At 73.6% G+C, this 17,860-nt stretch carries 19 protein-coding genes; 6 read left to right on the top strand and 13 right to left on the bottom strand.

The window, feature by feature from the left end:
* Positions 1–4 precede the first annotated feature (4 nt).
* Together A6A27_RS06800 and lipA are read right to left on the bottom strand one after the other, a co-directional pair.
* Positions 5–1,783, bottom strand: a complete 1,779-nt coding sequence (locus A6A27_RS06800; protein ID WP_073833682.1) for a hypothetical protein — start codon at positions 1,781–1,783, stop codon at positions 5–7.
* A 106-nt stretch (positions 1,784–1,889) separates the two neighbouring features.
* The gene (gene lipA / locus A6A27_RS06795; RefSeq protein WP_198940215.1) at positions 1,890–2,936 is read right to left on the bottom strand and encodes a lipoyl synthase; all 1,047 of its coding nucleotides are present in this window, start codon (positions 2,934–2,936) and stop codon (positions 1,890–1,892) included.
* A gap of 404 nt (positions 2,937–3,340) precedes the next feature.
* Here lipA and aspS point away from each other — a divergent pair, with 404 nt between their 5' ends.
* Together aspS and A6A27_RS06785 are read left to right on the top strand one after the other, a co-directional pair.
* The gene (aspS, locus tag A6A27_RS06790; protein ID WP_073833680.1) at positions 3,341–4,627 is read left to right on the top strand and encodes an aspartate--tRNA(Asn) ligase; all 1,287 of its coding nucleotides are present in this window, start codon (positions 3,341–3,343) and stop codon (positions 4,625–4,627) included.
* A gap of 110 nt (positions 4,628–4,737) precedes the next feature.
* Positions 4,738–5,754 (top strand): FUSC family protein, encoded by a 1,017-nt coding sequence (locus tag A6A27_RS06785; RefSeq protein ID WP_073833679.1) that lies wholly within the window; start codon positions 4,738–4,740, stop codon positions 5,752–5,754.
* Here A6A27_RS06785 and nadE read toward each other — a convergent pair.
* The 4 genes from nadE to A6A27_RS06765 form a co-directional block, all read right to left on the bottom strand.
* Complete coding sequence (gene nadE, locus A6A27_RS06780) at positions 5,735–6,613, bottom strand: ammonia-dependent NAD(+) synthetase (protein ID WP_073833678.1); 879 nt, start codon at positions 6,611–6,613, stop codon at positions 5,735–5,737. The genes A6A27_RS06785 and nadE overlap by 20 nt on opposite strands.
* A 44-nt stretch (positions 6,614–6,657) precedes the next feature.
* Positions 6,658–7,050, bottom strand: a complete 393-nt coding sequence (locus A6A27_RS06775; protein WP_073833677.1) for a VOC family protein — start codon at positions 7,048–7,050, stop codon at positions 6,658–6,660.
* Between the two features lie 88 nt (positions 7,051–7,138).
* Positions 7,139–7,780, bottom strand: a complete 642-nt coding sequence (gene lipB, locus A6A27_RS06770) for a lipoyl(octanoyl) transferase LipB (RefSeq protein WP_073833676.1) — start codon at positions 7,778–7,780, stop codon at positions 7,139–7,141.
* 53 nt (positions 7,781–7,833) lie between these two features.
* Complete coding sequence (locus tag A6A27_RS06765) at positions 7,834–9,651, bottom strand: DUF2079 domain-containing protein (protein ID WP_073833675.1); 1,818 nt, start codon at positions 9,649–9,651, stop codon at positions 7,834–7,836.
* 195 nt (positions 9,652–9,846) lie between these two features.
* Here A6A27_RS06765 and A6A27_RS06760 point away from each other — a divergent pair, with 195 nt between their 5' ends.
* Positions 9,847–11,049 carry an extracellular catalytic domain type 1 short-chain-length polyhydroxyalkanoate depolymerase gene (locus A6A27_RS06760; protein WP_073833674.1) on the top strand — a complete coding sequence of 401 codons (1,203 nt, stop codon included), beginning with the start codon at positions 9,847–9,849 and terminating at the stop codon, positions 11,047–11,049.
* Between the two features lie 24 nt (positions 11,050–11,073).
* Here the strand turns inward: A6A27_RS06760 and A6A27_RS06755 are convergent, their stop codons facing one another.
* The 5 genes from A6A27_RS06755 to A6A27_RS06735 all read right to left on the bottom strand — a co-directional run bounded on the left by A6A27_RS06755 (position 11,074) and on the right by A6A27_RS06735 (position 13,972).
* Positions 11,074–11,973 (bottom strand): TIGR01777 family oxidoreductase, encoded by a 900-nt coding sequence (locus A6A27_RS06755; RefSeq protein WP_073833765.1) that lies wholly within the window; start codon positions 11,971–11,973, stop codon positions 11,074–11,076.
* A gap of 77 nt (positions 11,974–12,050) precedes the next feature.
* The gene (locus A6A27_RS06750; protein ID WP_073833673.1) at positions 12,051–13,052 is read right to left on the bottom strand and encodes an aldo/keto reductase; all 1,002 of its coding nucleotides are present in this window, start codon (positions 13,050–13,052) and stop codon (positions 12,051–12,053) included.
* Positions 13,053–13,149: 97 nt separating this feature from the next.
* A complete protein-coding gene (locus tag A6A27_RS06745; protein ID WP_241825106.1) occupies positions 13,150–13,425 on the bottom strand; it encodes a hypothetical protein in 276 nt (91 codons plus the stop codon).
* Positions 13,422–13,682 carry a hypothetical protein gene (locus A6A27_RS06740; protein WP_143193923.1) on the bottom strand — a complete coding sequence of 87 codons (261 nt, stop codon included), beginning with the start codon at positions 13,680–13,682 and terminating at the stop codon, positions 13,422–13,424. Before A6A27_RS06740 ends, A6A27_RS06745 begins: the two co-directional genes overlap by 4 nt.
* 2 nt (positions 13,683–13,684) lie before the next feature.
* Positions 13,685–13,972, bottom strand: a complete 288-nt coding sequence (locus tag A6A27_RS06735) for a hypothetical protein (RefSeq protein WP_241825105.1) — start codon at positions 13,970–13,972, stop codon at positions 13,685–13,687.
* Between the two features lie 331 nt (positions 13,973–14,303).
* Here A6A27_RS06735 and A6A27_RS06730 point away from each other — a divergent pair, with 331 nt between their 5' ends.
* Together A6A27_RS06730 and A6A27_RS06725 are read left to right on the top strand one after the other, a co-directional pair.
* Positions 14,304–14,543: a winged helix-turn-helix domain-containing protein gene (locus tag A6A27_RS06730; protein WP_073833762.1), complete on the top strand. Its 240-nt coding sequence runs from the start codon at positions 14,304–14,306 to the stop codon at positions 14,541–14,543.
* Positions 14,544–14,556: 13 nt separating this feature from the next.
* Positions 14,557–15,012, top strand: a complete 456-nt coding sequence (locus A6A27_RS06725; protein ID WP_073833671.1) for a YfbM family protein — start codon at positions 14,557–14,559, stop codon at positions 15,010–15,012.
* Here the strand turns inward: A6A27_RS06725 and A6A27_RS06720 are convergent.
* Positions 15,002–15,787 (bottom strand): aminoglycoside adenylyltransferase domain-containing protein, encoded by a 786-nt coding sequence (locus tag A6A27_RS06720; protein ID WP_073833670.1) that lies wholly within the window; start codon positions 15,785–15,787, stop codon positions 15,002–15,004. The two genes, A6A27_RS06725 and A6A27_RS06720, sit on opposite strands and share 11 nt — an antisense overlap.
* A gap of 191 nt (positions 15,788–15,978) precedes the next feature.
* Here A6A27_RS06720 and A6A27_RS06715 point away from each other — a divergent pair, with 191 nt between their 5' ends.
* A complete protein-coding gene (locus tag A6A27_RS06715) occupies positions 15,979–16,770 on the top strand; it encodes an SGNH/GDSL hydrolase family protein (protein WP_073833669.1) in 792 nt (263 codons plus the stop codon).
* Between the two features lie 115 nt (positions 16,771–16,885).
* Here A6A27_RS06715 and A6A27_RS06710 read toward each other — a convergent pair whose 3' ends face one another.
* A complete protein-coding gene (locus A6A27_RS06710) occupies positions 16,886–17,806 on the bottom strand; it encodes an LLM class flavin-dependent oxidoreductase (protein ID WP_073833668.1) in 921 nt (306 codons plus the stop codon).
* Positions 17,807–17,860: the final 54 nt, after the last annotated feature.

Below are 17,860 nucleotides of genomic sequence, written 5' to 3'. Positions count from 1 at the left end.
CGGGTCAGGGGCGGGGGAGGTAGATCCGCCAGTCCGCGACGGTGACCACGTCGAGGGCGCCCGGGTCGGGGCCGAGCCGCTGGTCGAGCCGGGCGGCCACCGGGGAGCCGGCCGGCGCGACCCAGGCCGCGCCCGGGTCGGCCGCCACCGCCCGCCGGTAGCTCGGCAGCCGGTCGAAGCCCGGGCGCAGTTCGTCGTCGACCACCGCGCAGACCACGTCCTCCCCGGTGGCAAAGGTGAGCCGGTTGCAGGTCCAGTAGCCGCCGCGCACGTGCCGTACGCCCAGTCCGCCGAGGGTGTCGACGAGCGCGCGGTGCCGCTCGGCCTCGGCGTGGATGTCCGGGACCCGGGCCATCGCCCCGGCGGTGGCGGCCCCCGCGGTACCGAACATGGTGGCCAGCACGGCGACCGCCGCCAGGGCCGCCACCCGGGAGAGCGGGCCGCCCTCCGCCGGCCCGCCTCCGCCGGCCGGCTCGGCGCCGGTGGACTCCACGTCGCCGAGGCGGTGCTGTCCGACCGACCCGGACACCGCCAGATCGCCGACCTGGCGTGGAGCGGGGAGCACGGCACGCCACAGCGGCCAGATCAGGGCGGGGGTGGCGACCGCCAGGCAGGAGAGGTAGCGGGCGCTCTCCACCGGTGTCTGTCCGGCCGCGCTGCTCACCGTGTACGCCGCCAGCACGGCCGCCGCTCCGGCGAGCAGCGCCAGCCGCACCGCCGCCGAGTCCCGCCGCTCGTCCAGGCCGCCCGAATCGTCGTCGGACCCCGTACCGCCGGCCGGCGCCACCGGCGTGCGGAGGGTGCGCCAGGCGGCCACCGCCCCGAGGAGTAGCAGCACCGGGAACGCGACGGCCCACCAGAGGTGCCAGCCGGCGCAGTGGCTCGGCGAGCAGAAGCCCATGCCGAGCGGCGGCCCGAGCACCAGGCCGCCGTACAGCCGCTCGCTCCAGCCCGCCGCCGCGTCTCCGCCGCCGGCGGCCAGGACCGCGGCCAGCGGGTTGCGGCCGTGCCGGAGGCTGTCCAGCAGCATCGGCGCCGCGCCGAGCAGCAGCGTGCCGGCCACCACCAGCCCGGCCCGGCCGGCCAGCTCCCGTCGGCGGCGGGCCACCAGCACCGCGCCGGTCCCGAGGATGTACGGCAGCAGCAGCGGGTCGACCCAGAGCATCAGCCCGGACACCAGCCCCCAGGCCGCCCACCGGAGCAGTCGCGCCCCGCCGGCGCGCAGCCCCGACCCGCTGGCAGGTCGGGCCGAGCCGCCGGCGCACAACCCGACGGTGAGCAGGGCGAGCGCGACTCCGGCCGGGTTCAGCTCGGGGTAGCCGCCCCCGGCGATGAGCTGGTTCTTGACGACGCGGTCCGATCCGAGCGCGAGGAAGCCGACGACCAGCAGGGCGAACCAGGCATCTCCGCCGAGCCGGCGGGTGAGTCGCCAGGACAGGGCGAGGAAGAGTGCGTAGAGCGCGAGGGTGGGCAGCCGCAGCGCGAGCATCGACGGGCCGGCGAGGGCGACGAGCGGCGCGGCCAGGTACGCCTCCAGCGTCCCCATGTACGCCTGCCCGTAGAACCAGACCGGGAGGTCCTGCCCGCGGGCGATGTGCAGGGCGGCCAGGCCCATCGTCGCCTCGTCGCTGTTGGTGGGCGGAGCGTCGGCGAGCAGCAGCGCCAGCCGGTACCCGACCCCGGCCAGCCCGACGAGCAGCGCGAGCAGCACCGGCAGCCGGGGCCGCAGGGGCGGGCGCGGGCGGGCGCCCTCGCGTGGCTCCTGGCGTACCCCGGCGGTCATGCCTGCGATCATGGCATCCGGTCGGTGGCCGGCGGCGGGTGACGCGGCCGGCGCCCCCGCCCGGACTCAGCCGGCGGGTGGCCCGGTCCGCGCCGGCGGCCGGGCCTCAGCCGGCGGCGCGGACGCCCTCGCGGGCGGCGAGCGCCTGCTGGTAGAGACGCCCGGCCCGGTACGACGAGCGGACCAGCGGGCCGCTCATCACGCCGGCGAAGCCGATCTCCTCGGCCTCCTCGCGCAGCTCGACGAACTCCTCCGGCTTGACCCAGCGGGTGACCGGGTGGTGCCGGGGGGAGGGGCGCAGGTATTGCGTGATGGTGATCAGCTCGCAGCCGGCCTCGTGCAGGTCGCGCAGCGCCTGGGACACCTCGGCCCGCTCCTCGCCCATGCCGAGGATCAGGTTGCTCTTGGTGACCAGGCCGGCGGCCCGGGCCTGGCGGATCACGTCGAGGGAGCGCTCGTAGCGGAACGCCGGCCGGATCCGCTTGAAGATCCGCGGCACGGTCTCCACGTTGTGCGCCAGCACCTCGGGCCGCGACCCGAAGACCTCGGCGAGCTGCTCCGGGACCGCGTTGAAGTCGGGGATCAGCAGCTCGACGCCGCACCCGGACTGGAGGGCGTGGATCTGCCGGACCGTCTCGGCGTAGAGCCAGGCGCCGCCGTCGGGCAGGTCGTCGCGGGCGACGCCGGTGATGGTCGCGTAGCGCAGGCCCATCGCGGCCACCGACTCGGCGACCCGGCGCGGCTCGTCGGCGTCGAACTCGGCCGGCTTGCCGGTGTCGATCTGGCAGAAGTCGCAGCGCCGGGTGCACTGGTCGCCACCGATGAGGAAGGTGGCTTCCCGGTCCTCCCAGCACTCGTAGATGTTGGGACAGCCGGCCTCCTGGCAGACGGTGTGCAGCCCCTCGCGCGAGACCAGCCCGCGCAGCTGGGTGTACTCCGGCCCCATCTTGGCCTTGACCTTGATCCACGGCGGCTTGCGCTCGATCGGCGTCTCGGCGTTGCGCGCCTCGATCCGCAGCAGCCGCCGCCCCTCGGGTGCCGCGGTCGCGGTGCGGCCGGCCTGCGGGGTCGTCGGCGTGGAGTGCTCGATCGTCACGAATCCGAGCCTACGCCGGACGGTGGCCGTCGATGAACGTCGGGCGACCGGCGTCACGCCGCAGATGTTGTGACACCGGACACCGGCGGTGAAAAAAGGCCGTCACAGGGGCCGGTGCGGGGTGCTAGCGTGCCGGCAAAGCTGCGACGGAGCCGAGTAGCGCGCCGACCCGCCAGCGCAGAGAGCCGCCGGTTGCTGGAAGGCGGTCTGGCGCCGGCGCGTGAAGACCCTCCCGAGCTGCGGGAAGAACGGCGCTTGTGCCCGGCAGGACCCCCTCTCCACGCCTCCGGTGGAGCGGGTGACCCTGCTCACCGCGCCCAGTAGAGCCCGCCGGCTGGCCCCCGTCACGGGCGACGAACGAGGCTCCCGCTCCGGCGGGGGCGAAGGTGTGGTGGCACCGCGAGGATCCCGCTCGCCCACACCTCCCGGGGATCGCGTTGCGATTGATCGAGGAGGTAACCGTGCAACGCATCCTGTCCACCCAACTGTCCGCCCACGTCGGCGAGTCCGTCCGGATCGCCGGCTGGGTGCACCGCCGCCGGCTGCTCAAGTCGGTGGCCTTCCTGATCGTCCGCGACGCCGCCGGCCTGGCCCAGGTGGTGGTCGCCGACCCGGCGGTGCGCGCGGCCGTCGAGAAGCTCACCGAGGAGACCGTCGTCGAGGTCGTCGGCACGGTGGTCGCGAACGACACGGCACCCGCCGGGGTCGAGCTCACCACGCCGACGGTACGACCGCTCGGCCCACCCGCCGTCCCGCCGCCGTTCGACCTGTACCGGCCGGCGCTCACCGCCACCCTGCCCACCCAGCTGGACCACGCGCCGACCGCGCTGCGCCACCCGACCCGCTCGGCGGCGCTGCGGATCTCGGCGGCAGCGGTGGCCGGCTTCCGGGCCGCCCTGGACACCCGTGACTTCGTGGAGATCCACACCCCGAAGGTGGTGGCGTCGTCGACCGAGAGCGGGGCGAACGTGTTCGCGCTGGACTGGTTCGGCCGGCCCGCCTACCTGGCCCAGTCGCCGCAGTTCTACAAGCAGCTCATGGTCGGCGTCTTCGAGCGGGTGTACGAGGTGGGGCCGGTGTTCCGGGCCGAGCCGCACGACACCGTGCGGCACCTGGCCCAGTACACCTCGCTCGACGTCGAGCTGGGCTTCGTCGCCGACCACCGGGACGTGATGGCCGTGCTGCGGGACACCCTCGCCGGCATGCTGGGGGCGGTCGCCGACCGGGCCGGCGCCGCGCTGGCCACGCTCGGGGTGGCGGCGCCCGAGGTGCCGGCCGAGATCCCCGCCGTGCACTTCACCGAGGCGCTGAAGATCGCCGGGGCGCCCGCCGACGAGCCGGACCTCGCCCCCGCCCACGAGCGGGCGCTGGGGAAGTGGGCCCTGCGCGTGCACGGTTCGGACTTCCTCTTCGTCACCGGGTACCCGATGGCGAAGCGCCCCTTCTACACCCATCCGGACCCGGCCCGGCCGGCCTACTCCAACGGCTTCGACCTGCTGTTCCGGGGGCTGGAGCTGGTCACCGGCGGGCAGCGGCTGCACCGGTACGAGGACTACCTGGCCGCCCTCGCCGCGCGCGGCGAGCCGGTCGAGCCGTACGCGGGCTACGTGGACGCCTTCCGGCACGGCATGCCGCCGCACGGCGGCTTCGCGATCGGCCTGGAACGCTTCGTGGCCCGACTCACCGGCGCGGCCAACGTCCGGGAGGTGACCGCCTTCCCCCGCGACCTGCACCGGCTCACCCCGTGAGGACAGGGGTACCCGGTTGACCGCCCGTCAACCGGGGACCTCTCCTTTCCGGCCGCTCCGGCCCCGAGCCGAGCGGCGCGGTATGAAGGACGGACGGGCGAAGGAGCGGGATGGGCGAGCAGGCGCGGGCGACGCTGCGGGGCCTGCTGCACCTCCGTCCGGCCCGGGGCACACACCGGATCGCGCTGCGTGCCGGGATCAGCGTGCTGCTCCCGCTGCTCGCGGTGCTCGCCCTGGGCCGCCCCGCCTGGTCGGTGTACGCGGTCTTCGGGGCGTTCACCTCGCTCTACGGCCGGAACCACGTGCACCTGTCCCGGGCGGCCATGCAGGCGAGCGCGGGGGCCGTGCTCACCGGGTCGGTCGTCCTCGGGGTGCTCGTCGGGTCGCTGGCGTCGCGGGCGTGGGTCGCGGTGGCGGTCACCGCGGCCCTCGCGGCGCTGGGTGCGGTGCTCGCCGCCGCGCAGGACTGGCACCCGCCGGGGCCGCTGTTCCTCGTCTTCGCGTTCGGTGCGGTCGCCTCGGCCCCGCACCGGGTCGCGGACGTGCCGGTCGCCGCGGCCGTGGCCGGGCTGAGCAGCCTGTTCGCGCTGCTGGTCGGCAACGTGGGCAGCCTGCTGCGGCGGCAGCGGAGCCGGCCACCCCGGCTGGCGCACGTGTGGACCTGGGAGCCGCTGCGCTACGCCCTCGCCGTGGTGCTGGCCGGCGGCACGGCTACCGCCGTCGGGATCGGTCACCCGTACTGGGCGATGGTCGCGGCGGTCGCTCCGCTGAGCGCCCAGGGTGTCACCGCCCAACTGGTCCGCGCCGCGCACCGGATCCTCGGCACGCTGCTCGGGCTGCTGACCAGCGCGCTGCTGCTGGCGCCGCACCTGTCGCCGTACGCCACCGTGCTCGTGGTGGCGGGCCTGCAGATCGTCACCGAGCTGCTGGTGGGGCGCAACTACGGCCTGGCGCTGCTGTTCATCACCCCGATGGCGCTGTTGATGGGGCAGCTCGCGGCGGCCCGCCCGATCGGGCAGCTCCTCTTCGACCGGGGGGTGGAGACGGTCATCGGCGCCCTCATCGGCGGCGTGATCGTGCTCTGCGAACCGGGGGTTCGGGCGCGGATCAGCCCTGTTGGGCGGTGACCCGGTCGTCCGCCTCCCGGCCCATTCGCGCCTCCGGGGGCGCGATCGGGAGGCGGCGCTTGTGGTCGGTGGCCCGGTAGCGGGCCACCAGCGCCTCGGTCACCTCCGGCGGGACCGGCCGGCCCTCCAGGAAGTCGTCGATCTGCTCATACGTCAGGCCGAGCGCGTCCTCGTCCAGCTTGCCCGGGGCCAGGCTCTCCAGGTCGGCGGTGGGCGCCTTGCCGACCAGTTCGGCCGGGGCGCCGAGCGCCGCGGCGAGCGCGCGGACCCGCCGCTTGGTCAGCCCGGTCAGCGGCACCACGTCCGCCGCCCCGTCGCCGTGCTTGGTGAAGAAGCCGGTGACCGCCTCGGCCGCGTGGTCGGTGCCGACGACCAGGCCACCCGTCGCCCCGGCGACCGCGTACTGGGCGATCATGCGCTGCCGGGCCTTGACGTTGCCGTGCACGAAGTCCCGCTGGGCGGCGTCGGTGAAGGCCAGCCCGGCCGCCACCAGCGCGTCCAGGGCGGCGTCGCTGGCCGGCTTGACGTCGACCGTGAGCACCCGGTCGGGCCGGATGAACGTCAGGGCCGCCTGGGCGTGGTGCTCGTCGGCCTGCACCCCATACGGCAGGCGCATCGCCACGAAGACCGCCGGGTGGCCGGCGGCGCGGGCCCGCTCGACGGCGAGCTGGCACAGCCGGCCCGCGGTGGTCGAGTCCACCCCGCCGCTGATGCCGAGGACCAGCGTCGTCAGCCCCGTGTCGACGAGGCGGTCGGCGAGGAAGACGACCCGGCGCTCGATCTCCACGGCGGCGTCGAAGGTCGACGCCAGCTGGAGTTCCTCGGCGATCTGCCGCTGCGTCGAGATCAGGTCGGTCATCGGGTCCTTCCGGTTCAGGCGGGGCCGAGTTCAGGCGGGCGGGTTCAGGCGGGGCCGAGGAGGTCCCAGGGGTTGCCCTCCAGGTCGCGGAAGACGGCGACCCGGCCGTACGGCTCGGTGCGCGGCGGCTTGACGAACTCGACGTTCGCCTCGCGCATCCGGCGGTAGATGGCGTCGAAGTCGTCGACCTGGAGGAAGAAGCCGACCCGGCCGGCGGTCTGGTCGCCGACCACCGACTCCTGCCGCTCGCCGTCGGCGCGGGCCAGCAGCAGCCCGGTCCCGCCGCCGGGCGGGCGGACCACCACCCAGCGCTTCGGGCGGCCGTCGTTGGTCAGCGACGGCTTGTCCTCGGCCAGCTCGAAGCCGAGCACCTCGGTGAAGAATGTGATCGCCGGGTCGTAGTCGGCGACGACCAGGGTGACGAGATCGATCCGCACCGGACGAGAGTACGCGATCAGCCCGGCAGCTCGGCCCGGCGCCGCCGCACCGGGCTGCACCGACGTCACCGTCGGAACTGGTTGTGTCTCAGACCTGCACGAGGGTCGGCAGATGGCGTTCGACCACCGGGAGCACGTCGGCGACGGTGACCGGGCGGCCCAGCTCGGCGGTGAGCGAGGTGGTCCCCGCGTCGCGGATGCCGCACGGCACGATCCGGTCGTAGTACGTCAGGTCGCAGTCGCAGTTGATCGAGAAGCCGTGCAGGGTCACGCCCCGGGCCACCCGGATGCCGATCGCGGCCACCTTGCGGGCCGGGCCGCGGTCGTCCTCGGGCACCCAGACGCCGCTGCGCCCCTCGATTCGGCCGGCGGTCAGCCCGAACTCGGCGCAGACGTCGATCAGCAGCTGCTCGGTGCGCCGGACGTACGCCACCACGTCCACCGGGTCGGGCAGCTTGACGATCGGGTAGCCGACCAGCTGCCCCGGCCCGTGCCAGGTGATCTTGCCGCCGCGGTCCACGTCGATCACCGGGGTGCCGTCCATCGGCCGGTCCCACGGCTCGGTCCGCTTGCCGGCGGTGTAGACGCTGGGGTGCTCCAGCAGCAGCACCGTGTCGCCCTGCTCGCCGGCCACCACGGCCTCGTGCAGCCGGCGCTGCTCGTCCCAGGCGGCCTGGTAGTCGAGCACACCGGCACGGACGGGGGTCAGCCCGGAAGTCGTCACGCTCACCCGTCCAGCCTAGTCCCGCCACCTGCCGGTGCGCCCCTGTGAGCCTCGTCGCGTCAGGCCGGCGGGACCTTCCAGACCCACACGTCGTCCACCCGCTGGGGCGGGCCGAGCAGGCCGGTGGCGGTGCGCAGCAGGGCCTCCTCGTTGATGTCGTACTTGGCGCCGTGCACCCGGTCGGCCAGGACCACCGTCTCGACGTGCCAGTAGCGCAGGTCCTCCCGGCTCTGCCGGATGCTGCCCTCGGTGATGATCGGCACGAGCCCGGTCCGCCCGGCCTGGTCCATCAACGAGTCGAAGGTCCGCGGCACCGGCCCGATCCGCCCCCGGCCCTCCGGGCCGCCCGGGCCGAGGAAGAAGCCGGCCGGGATGCGGAACTCGCCCTGCCGGTGCGCCAGGGCGTACGCCTGCCAGCGCTGGCCGTCCGGGGTGACGTCGACGGTCAGCGGCAGCGGGGTGAGCACCCCGCCGGGCGAGACGTACTGCTGCCAGGTGCCGTTGGTGATGAACCGCGGGACGGGCTCCCGCACGCTGGTCAGCAGCGGGGTCGGCAGCAGCGGCACCAGCGCGACGGCGAAGCCGAGCGCCCAGGCCGCCGTGGTCACCCGGTGCCGGGGTGGCCGGGCGCGGAGCCGGTCCACCGTGTGCGCCAGCAGCAGCCCGATCACCGGCGCGACCACCAGCGCCAGCCGCGAGGGCAGCGCCGCGTTGATCACCGGCAGGTTGTCCAGCACCCCGAACGGGAGGAGTTGGCCGGTGCGCCGGCCGTTCCACTTGGCCGTCGGCCCCCAGGAGAGCACCGCGAAGACCACGGCGGTGACGCCGAGCGCGGTGAGGGTGGCCCGGAACGCCCGGTCGGCGCGCCGCCAGAGCAGCCCGAAGCAGACCACCGTGAGCAGCAGCAGCGGGATGCCGAAGAAGGAGTTCTCCTCCGTCGGGTTCGGCGCCAGCGAGGTGCCCAGCCCGGCCCAGCCGGCCAGGGACCGGCGCGGATACGACCCGTACGCGGCGATGTCCTCGGAGTGGATGAGCGGGTCGAAGCCGGTGCCGTGGAAGCGCTGCGGCCCGGCGAAGTGCAGCCACAGCGGGTACGCGAGCAGCGCCCCGGCCACCAGCGCGGTTACCCCGAGCCCGGTCGCGAAGCGGGGCAGCGCGGCGCGGACCTCGGCCCGACGGGCCGGGTGCAGCGCCCACACCAGCAGGAACAGGGCGAGCGCCAGGGCGGTGAAGAAGAGCCCTTCGGCGGCGATCGAGAAGGCGACCGCCACCAGCAGGCCGAGCACGATCCCGCCGCGGACCGCCCGGCCGGGGCGGCGCAGCCGGAACACGCCCCAGATCAGCAGCGGCACCAGCCAACCGGCGGTCCAGTTCAGGTGCGCGTTGGCGTGCGAGACCATCGCCGGGCAGTAGGCGATGAAGAGCGCGCCGACGGCGGCGGCCAGCCGGCTGCCCACCAGGTATCGGCTGAGCAGCCAGTACCAGGCCACCCCGGTGGCGGCAAGGTTGAGGGTGAGGATCACCAGGAACGTCGCGGGCGGCCCGACCAGGTACGTCAGCGGCGCGAAGAGCACCGCGTACACGGTGATCGAGGTGTTGACCGCGAGGTTCACCCCGTCCGGATTGTTGATCAGATGGGTGAAGAACGGGTTCTCCCCGTGGCTGACGGCGTGCCCGCCGAAGGCCAGCAGCCACTCGAAGAGCGCCTGGTCGCTGGAGTTGACGGTGATGGCCCGGGCATCCGGGTTCCACCACAGGCCGCTGGTCACCCAGAAGGCCAAGGCCACCGCGGCGAGCACCACGACCAGGTCGGCCCGCCAGCTCCGGGTGGCGGGCTCGGGCGACCGGTCGGTGACCAGGGACGGGGAGGTTGGCACGCAGCGGACGTTACCAACCGGAACTGGACACGCCGGTCAGACACGAAACCTCGCGGCCGCTTCCGTCGCCCACGGCGACACACTTCGATCTCGGTGAATGTGTGAGCGGCGGCCATGTCGGGCCGCGCAACCCGGACGTAACGTCTCGGCAACTTCAGCGTGACTCAGTTCACAATTCGCCGTCGGGAGGTCGCCGTGCGCCGATCCTCATCCATCCTCACCCGCCTCGCCGGGGCGGCGGCCGGGATCGTGCTGGCCGCAGCCGCGGCGCTCACCGTCGCTCTCCCCGCCCAGGCCGCTTCGCTCACCCAGGTCACCGGCTTCGGCTCCAACCCGGGCAACCTCGCCATGTACGCGTACCGGCCGGACGGCCTGCCGGCCAACGCGCCGGCCGTGGTGCTGCTGCACGGCTGCACCCAGAACGCCTCCGGCTACTTCGCCAACTCCGGCTGGCAGAAGTACGCCGACCTGTGGAAGTTCGCGCTGATCGTGCCGCAGCAGCCGGCTGCCAACAACTCCAGTTCCTGCTTCAACTGGTTCGAGACCGGGGACACCGCGCGCGGCCAGGGCGAGGCCCTGTCGATCAAGCAGATGGTCGACTACGCGAGGACCAACTACGGCACCGACGCCGCCCGGGTGTACGTGAGCGGCCTGTCCGCCGGCGGGGCGATGAGCGCGGTCATGCTCGCCACCTACCCGGACGTCTTCGCCGCCGGCTCGGTCATCGCCGGCCTGCCATACCGCTGCGCCACCAGCAGCACCAGCGCGTACTCCTGCATGAACCCCGGCGTCGACAAGACCCCGGCCCAGTGGGGTGACCTGGTCCGCAACGCCTACCCCGGGTACGCCGGGAAGCGGCCGCGGGTGGCGATCTGGCACGGGACCGGCGACTACACCGTCGCGGTGGCGAACGCCGTCGAGTCCCGGGACCAGTGGACCAACGTGCTCGGGGTGTCGCAGACCCCCACCAGCACCGCCACGCTGCCCGCCGGCACCAGCCTGGAGGTGTACGGCAGCGACCAGGTCCGGCTCTACCGGGTCGCCGGGATGGGCCACGGCACCCCGGTCGACCCGGGCTCGGCCACCGACCAGTGCGGGACCGCCGCCGCGTACTTCCTGGACACCATCTGCTCGACCTACCGGGACGCGCTCTTCTTCGGCCTCGACGGTGGGGTGACGCCCAGCCCGACGCCGACCGCGTCCCCGTCGCCGACCCCGACGCCGCCGCCGGCCTGCGTGACCGCCAGCAACTACGCCCACGTGAGCGCCGGCCGGGCCTACCAGTCCGGCGGCTACGCCTACGCCCTGGGCAGCAACCAGAAGATGGGCCTCTACAACACCTTCTACACGACCACCCTCAAGCAGACCGGCCCCAACTACTGGGTCATCGGCTGCTGACCGCCCGCCGCCGCCCTCGCCGGGTCACTCGGTGAGGGCGGCGTGCAGCGCGCTCGGCAGGTCGCGGTGGGTCCAGGTGAAGCCGGCCTTGGTCAGCACGCCGGGCAGGACCCGCGCGCTGGTCAGGGCTTCGTGGGCGAAGCCGCCGAGGGCGATCTTCAGGGCCAGCGCGGGGACCGGCATGATCGCCGGCCGGTGCAGCTGGCGGGCCAGTTCCCGGGCGAACTCGGCGTTGGTGACCGGGTTCGGGCCGGCCACGTTGACCGGGCCGGCGAGGTCGTCGCGGGCCAGCAGGAAGGCCACCGCGTCCAGCCAGTCCCGCATCGAGATCCAGGGCAGCCACTGCCGGCCGCTGCCCAGCTTCCCCCCGACGCCCAGCCGGAACGGCAGCAGCTGCGGTTTGAGCATCCCGCCGGCGCGGTCCAGCGGCAGGCCGGTGCGCAGCCGCACCACCCGTACGCCGGCGTCCTCGGCCGGCCGGGTCGCGGCCTCCCAGACCCGGCACACGTCGGCCAGGAAGCCCTCGCCGGCCGGGGAGTCCTCCTCCACCACCCGGTCGCCCGTGTTGCCGTACCAGCCGACCGCCGACGCGTTCAGCATCGCCGCGGGCCGGTCGGCGGCGGCCAGGCCGGCGATGGTGATCGCCAGCGTGGTGGTGGTGTCCACCCGGCTGGTCCGGATCAGCCGCTTGTAGTCGTCGTTCCAGCGCCGGTCACCCACCCCGGCGCCGGCCAGGTTGATCACCGCGTCGGCGTCGGTGACCACCGCCGGGTCGAGCTGCGCGGCGGACGGATTCCACTGCCGCTCGTCCGGCTTGCGCGGCGGGTGGCGGACGAGACGGGTGAGCTGGTGCCCGTCCGCGGTAAGCCGGTTGACCAGTCGAGTGCCTAGGAAGCCGGACACTCCGGCCATGAGGATCCGCATGCTCATATCTTCGGGTACGGACCCGGCGCCGGATGCGTTGAGCGGCATGCGTCACTCGCCGGTCCCGCCGCCCGGAGTCAACGCACCGCGGCCGCCGGGCGCAGGTCGGCCAGGAGTCGCTCCACCTCGGCGAACGCCTCGGCGGGCAGCGGGCCGAGCGCGAGCGTCGCGAAGTTCTCCTCGGCCTGGGCCACCGTCCGGCATCCCGGGATGGGCACCGTCCGCGGGCTGCGGGCCAGCAGCCAGCCCAGCGCGCCCTGGGCGGGCGTACGACCGTCGGCGGTCAGCGCCTCCCGGATCTGCGTGACCCGGGCCGACCACTGCGGGGTCGGCCGCCCGTCGGTGAACCAGACCAGCCACTCCGGGGCCACCCCCCGCACGTCGTCCCCGCCGACCGCCCGGGTCGAGCCGGTGAGCAGGCCCATCGCGAGCGGGCCCCGGTCGAGGCTGGCCAGGTCGAGCGAATCGCAGACCGTCAGCATGTCGGGGTTGTCGTGGAGCACCGACTCGTCGTGCTGAATCGCGGTGCAGTGCGGGCCCGCCTCGGCGAACGCCCGCGCCGACGACGGATTGTCCGTGCTCCAGCCGTACGCCCGGATCTTGCCCTGGGTGACCAGGCCCTCCAGGGTGTCGATCAGATCGAGCGCGGCGGACGCCGGCAGGTCGTTGATGTGCAACTGGTAGAGGTCGACATGGTCGGTGCCGAGCCGGCGCAGCGACTCGTCCAGGCTCGCCACCGCGTACGCCGGGCTGGCGTCGGTGCCGGTCCAGCGCCGGCTGGCCTCGTCGGAGCGGTTGCCGAACTTGGTGGCGATCACCGCGCCGTCGCGCCGCCCGGCGAGGGCGCGGCCGAGGACCCGCTCGCTGTGGCCGGCGCCGTAGTTGCTGGCCGTGTCGAAGAGGGTGACGCCCAGGTCGAGCGCCCGGTGGATGGTGCGGACAGACTCGTCGTCGTCGACCTCGCCCCAGCCGAACGGCTGCCCGCCGTCGCCCCACAGTGGCCCGCCGATCGCCCAGCACCCCATGCCGACCGCGCTGACCGTGATGCCGCTGCGGCCGAGTGTCCGTGTCATCGTCATGCGGTCCAGTGTTCGACTTCGAGCGCTCTCCAAGTCAAGGCATGCGCTGCCCCTCCTGTCGCCCCTCCTGACGAAGGCGGAGTGAACTGTTCGGCCGCTACGAACTTGATGACGTGAATGGATCGCGGCGAGAGCCGACTGCCCAGCCGAGGAAGCGGGCGTAGAGGTGCCCCGGCGTCGGCCCGTCCTGCGGGTGCAGGAGGTGCAGCTCGCCGGCCGCGTCGTGCAGCATCCCGCCCAGGTAGACCAGCAGCGCCACCCGGTCGTCGACGTACTCGCGGAGCAGGGTGAGCCGCGCGATCGGGCACGGCCAGGGCGCGGCGCAGGCCCGGCAGAGCCAGAGCGGCCGGAGCGGCGTGTGCGGCCGACTCACCACCGGCCGCCGTTGGCCCGCCAGGTCTGCGCCGGGGTCAGCCAGCCGGCGCGCCCGACCTGCGGGTTCGCCCGGGTCACCTCGTCCCACCACCGGCTGTTCGGCGGTGCTGTGGGCGGCTCGGTGGGGATCGGCGCGTGCCGGTCCGGGCAGGCGGTCCAGCGCAGGCCGCACGAGCACCAGCGCCGTCCGCGTCGCCAGGTCCGCCGGTGCCGGGGCGCGAGCGGCACCGGCGCCGCGTTCCGTCGCGGCCACATCGTCAGCACCCCCCATCGGGTACGCGGACCAGCAGCTCACCGCGGCCCCTCAGGTCGTCGATCACGTCGTCGGGCAAGCCACGCGAGCGCAGCACCCGCCGCCCCCACCGGTGCAGCAGGCAGGGGTGCGGGGTCCGGTCGCTGCGGCACAGCGGCCCGGTGGGCCACTCCTCGGGCGCGTGCACCAGCACCGCCCGGATGGCGAGCCGGACGTCCTCCACCGTCACCACCCACGGCATCGGCAACTCGCCGAGCACCTTCTCCATCGCGTCCACCGGTTGGTCGACCACTGACCGCACGCTGCTCCGCCTCTCTGGGGGCGGCGCCGAGACGGGCGGGGACGACCGTGCGCGCGCATGGCCGGCCGGAGCCCGGCACCCGCCCCGGGCCTGCTCACGAGCCCGTCGACACCGGATCGCGGGCATGGGGTGGCACCCGGCCGGCTACCGGGGGAGCAGCCGGCCAGGTGGTCCTACGGGACGACCAGCTCGCGGTTGCAGACCTGGGAGCCGGTCATTGAGAGCTTTGCACAGCATGTTGTGCAAAGCAAGGACGAACTTCCCCTTACTTGTTGTGGCTGGTAGTTCATGGTCGAATGGCGGTGCAGACCTGGGAGTGTGGATGCCCGCCAAGGCGAAGTGGGCGCAGCTTGCCGACTACCTCCGCGAGCGGATCGAGTCGGGTGAGCTTGCGCCGGGAGAGAAGCTGCCGTCGACCGCGCAGCTCAAGGAAGAGCACCGCGTGTCGCAAACCGTTGTGCGACAGGCGATTCTCGTGCTTCAGATGCAGGGCTGGGTGGAGGGCGTCCACGGCGTCGGCGTGTTCGTCGCCGAGGAGTTGCCGAACGCGCCCGACCGGTGAGCGCGGTGGGTTCATGGGCATGACCCTGTGGTTCACCCGGGTGACCACGCAGGAACTGGACCGGGCGATCGCGGACCCGGAGTGGGCGGCGGAGTACCTGGGCGGCGAGAACCTGCCGATCTGCTACCTCGAGAAGTCCTGGGCCGGCATCCAGTTCCTGCTCGACGCGGCCGAGGTGGACGTCGACCTGTACGAGGACGGCTTCCTCATCGACAACGAGTGCACCCTCCTGGGCTGGGACGACGGCATGGTCGCCGACGCCGCCCGGGCACTGGGCGCGACGCCGTTCGAGGCGTTGGCCGGCCACTACGACCCGGCGAAGCTGAGCGCGGAGGAGATCTACCCGTATCAGCGGGTGTGGGACGACGACGACCTCGACTACCTGCGGGAGCACCACGAGGAACTGGTCCGGTTCTTCGTGGCGACCGCCGCCTCGGGCGGCGCGGCGATCCGGAGTTTCAGCTTCTGACCGAGCGCGTGTTCACCGTGCCGGGGGTGGTTTCGCGCAGCACGGTGTCGAGCACCTGTGCGACGCCGTCCGCGTCGATCGGCGCCGCCGGATTCACCTCGTACTGCTGAAGTGCCTGCCGGACGGCGGTCAGCGACGGGTCGCGGTCGAGTGCCCACCCGGCGGCCTCGGCCTTGGCGCAGTGCCGACCCTCGACCGCGAAGCGCCAGATCCGGCAGGCGGTGAGGACCATGAGGGCGACGTCCTCCGCGTCGTCGGTGCGCGACTGCCAGGTCGTCAGCCAGTACCGGCCGCGCTCGTGGAGCCACTCGTCCGGCACCGGCGCGAGCACCTCGCCCGGCTGAGCGCCGCGGAGCGCGTGCCCGTCGGCCCGCGCCATCGACAGTTCGGCCGGCAGGTCGGGGGCGGCCGGCACCCGGCGGTCGACCTCGAACCCGACGGACGAGCCGTCGTACCGGCCGACGTGCAGCTCCAGCGGTGGCGCCGGCGTTGGCGCGTCGGCCACCGCGCCGGTCACGACGTGCAGGTCGATGCCGGAGGCATCATCGAGCCGGGCGTGGCGCACCCGGTCCGCCAGGGCGTCGAGCTGCGGGTCGGACAGTCCACCGTCGACGACGACGAGCAGGTCGATGTCACTGCGACCGGGGCGGAAGCCGCCCGCCGCCAGTGATCCGTGAAGGATCACCGACCGGAGCGCCCCGTCGACGATGTCCACAACGGACCCGGCCAGTTCCTCCGCAGCGGTCCGGGCGGAGATCTCGTCAACGCGTGCCACCTGGAGTTCTAGCAGACGTCCCCATACCGGCCTGGCTGTGTGCCCTCCCGCCGTGGCAACCCCGGCCAGCCGAGGTGCCGTTGCCCCGCCGGCGGGCTTGCCCGAATTTCCCGGCAGGTCTTCCGGGGCAGATGTATCCAGTGATATCTATATAGATCCGAATCGTTCCTTCGCCCCCCTCGGAGGATCCCGTGCTCAGATCCCGCCTCGTAACCCTCACCATGAGCCTGGCGACGGCATTTGCCAGCGTGATCGCGCTGGCCGCGCCGGCCCAAGCGGCCTCCACCGTCCGATACGTCGCCCTTGGTGACTCGTACGCCTCCGGCGTGGGTGCCGGCAGCGAGAGCGGCTCCTGCCGGCGCAGCCCCAACGCCTACCCGTCGCTGTGGGCCACGGCCAACGCTCCCGCGTCGTACACCTTCGTGGCCTGCTCGGGTGCGACCACGACGAGCGTGCGCGACACCCAGCTGAGCTACCTGTCGACCAGCACCACGCTGGTGAGCGTCACCGTCGGTGGTAACGACGTCGGGTTCAGCGACGTCATGATCACCTGTGTTGTGCAGGGCGAGTCGGCGTGCGTAGCGGCCGTCAACGCGGCCGAGGACAAGGCTCGCAGGGAGTTGCCGCCGAAGCTGGACAACCTGTACCAGGCGATCCGCGCGCGTGCGCCCTCTGCCCGCGTGGTGGTTATCGCCTACCCGGTCTTCTACAAGCTCGACACCTACTGCGCCGGTCTCAGCGACACGTCCCGCGCGAAGATCAACGAAGGCATCAACCTGCTGGATGACCTCACCAAGGGTGTCGCCGTCCAGAACAGTTTCGTCTTCGCCGATGTTCGCCCGATCTTCCGGGGCAACGAGCTCTGCGCCTACGGCCAGAAGTGGCTGCACGCGTTGAACTGGACCGACACGAGCATCTCTTACCACCCGACGGCCGCTGGGCAGTCCGGCGGTTACTACCCGACCCTCGCCCAGGCCGTGTGACGGGTCCGGCTTCTCGTGGTCAGCGGTCCCGCCGCTGACCACGGGACAGTCGGCGAATCGGGTCGTTTGGCTAGGCGGGACGGTTCAGCGCGTACCGCGAGTGCGCTACGAGGTGCTACAGGGTTGCCAGGCGGGGGAGGAGCGGGGCCAGGGCGTCGACGGCATCGGCGCGTACCACGAAGCGGGTGATCCCCCAGCGGCGCTGGTGCTGCGCGACCGCCGCGACGATCTCCTCGGCCGTGCCGATCAGCACGAACGGCGTGGCGAGCAGCTCGGCGGTGGTGAGGCCGGCGTGCTCGGCGAACCGCACGGCGGCGGCCTCGGCGTCGTCGGTCACGGTGAACTGCTGGATCAGCGCCTCCAGCACGGGCGGCGTGTCGCGGCCGGCGGCACCGGCCGCCACGTGGGCGAGCTGCGATTCGATCTGGTCGGCCCGCCACCGCGCCTCGTGCGTGTGGCCGTCGGCCAGCGTACGCCCGAAGCCGGCCAACCCGACCACGTCGGCGTGCGCGCCGGCCCAGCTCAACAGCGTCGAGTTGGACGTGCCGATGGTGAGCGGGATCCGGTCCTGCACGGGGAGCAATTCGGTGAGCTGGGCGGCGTAGGCGGCCAGTTCCGGGGTGTCCACGGTGACCTCCTTGCCGGCCAGCAGGTCGCGCACGGCCTCGGCCACGGCGATGCAGCGGCGCACCCGGCCGGGCACGTCGGGGCGCTCGCGGCCGACGGCCCGCCACTCGGCCGGGGTGTGGCCGGCGCCGACGCCGAGCCGGGCCCGCCCGCCGGAGACCACGTCGAGGGTGGCCACGTCGGTGGCCAGCAGGATGGGCTCCCGGACCCCGGCGTTGGAGACGTACGAGCCGAGGCCCAGCGTCGACGTCACCGCCGCCGCGGCGGCGAGGGCCACGAACGGCGACGCGCCGTGGCCCGGGTGGTCGGCGGCGAACAGGGCGTCGAAGCCGGCCGCCTCGACCCGGCGGGCCAGGTCGAGCCAGCTCGCGGCGTCGGTCGGTCGGGCCTGGACGGAGAAGGTCACCATCGCCCCAGCATGATGCGCCCCCACCTGCCCCGGCCAGCCCACGCCGACCGATTC

The organism is Micromonospora sp. CB01531, from assembly GCF_001905095.1.
Taxonomy (GTDB): domain Bacteria; phylum Actinomycetota; class Actinomycetes; order Mycobacteriales; family Micromonosporaceae; genus Micromonospora.
Note: the sequence above shows the minus strand (reverse complement) of the source record. Positions and strands in the feature narration are given on the sequence as shown.

Excerpts from the sequence above, each read along its gene's own strand:
- A6A27_RS06710 (WP_073833668.1), bottom strand. The coding sequence starts at position 17,806 with ATGGTGACCTTCTCCGTCCAGGCCCGACCGACCGACGCCGCGAGCTGG.
- A6A27_RS06785 (WP_073833679.1), top strand. The coding sequence starts at position 4,738 with ATGGGCGAGCAGGCGCGGGCGACGCTGCGGGGCCTGCTGCACCTCCGT.
- A6A27_RS06725 (WP_073833671.1), top strand. The coding sequence starts at position 14,557 with ATGGGCATGACCCTGTGGTTCACCCGGGTGACCACGCAGGAACTGGAC.
- A6A27_RS06755 (WP_073833765.1), bottom strand. The coding sequence starts at position 11,973 with ATGCGGATCCTCATGGCCGGAGTGTCCGGCTTCCTAGGCACTCGACTG.
- A6A27_RS06750 (WP_073833673.1), bottom strand. The coding sequence starts at position 13,052 with ATGACGATGACACGGACACTCGGCCGCAGCGGCATCACGGTCAGCGCG.
- A6A27_RS06730 (WP_073833762.1), top strand. The coding sequence starts at position 14,304 with ATGCCCGCCAAGGCGAAGTGGGCGCAGCTTGCCGACTACCTCCGCGAG.
- nadE (WP_073833678.1), bottom strand. The coding sequence starts at position 6,613 with ATGACCGACCTGATCTCGACGCAGCGGCAGATCGCCGAGGAACTCCAG.
- A6A27_RS06800 (WP_073833682.1), bottom strand. The coding sequence starts at position 1,783 with ATGACCGCCGGGGTACGCCAGGAGCCACGCGAGGGCGCCCGCCCGCGC.
- A6A27_RS06740 (WP_143193923.1), bottom strand. The coding sequence starts at position 13,682 with ATGTGGCCGCGACGGAACGCGGCGCCGGTGCCGCTCGCGCCCCGGCAC.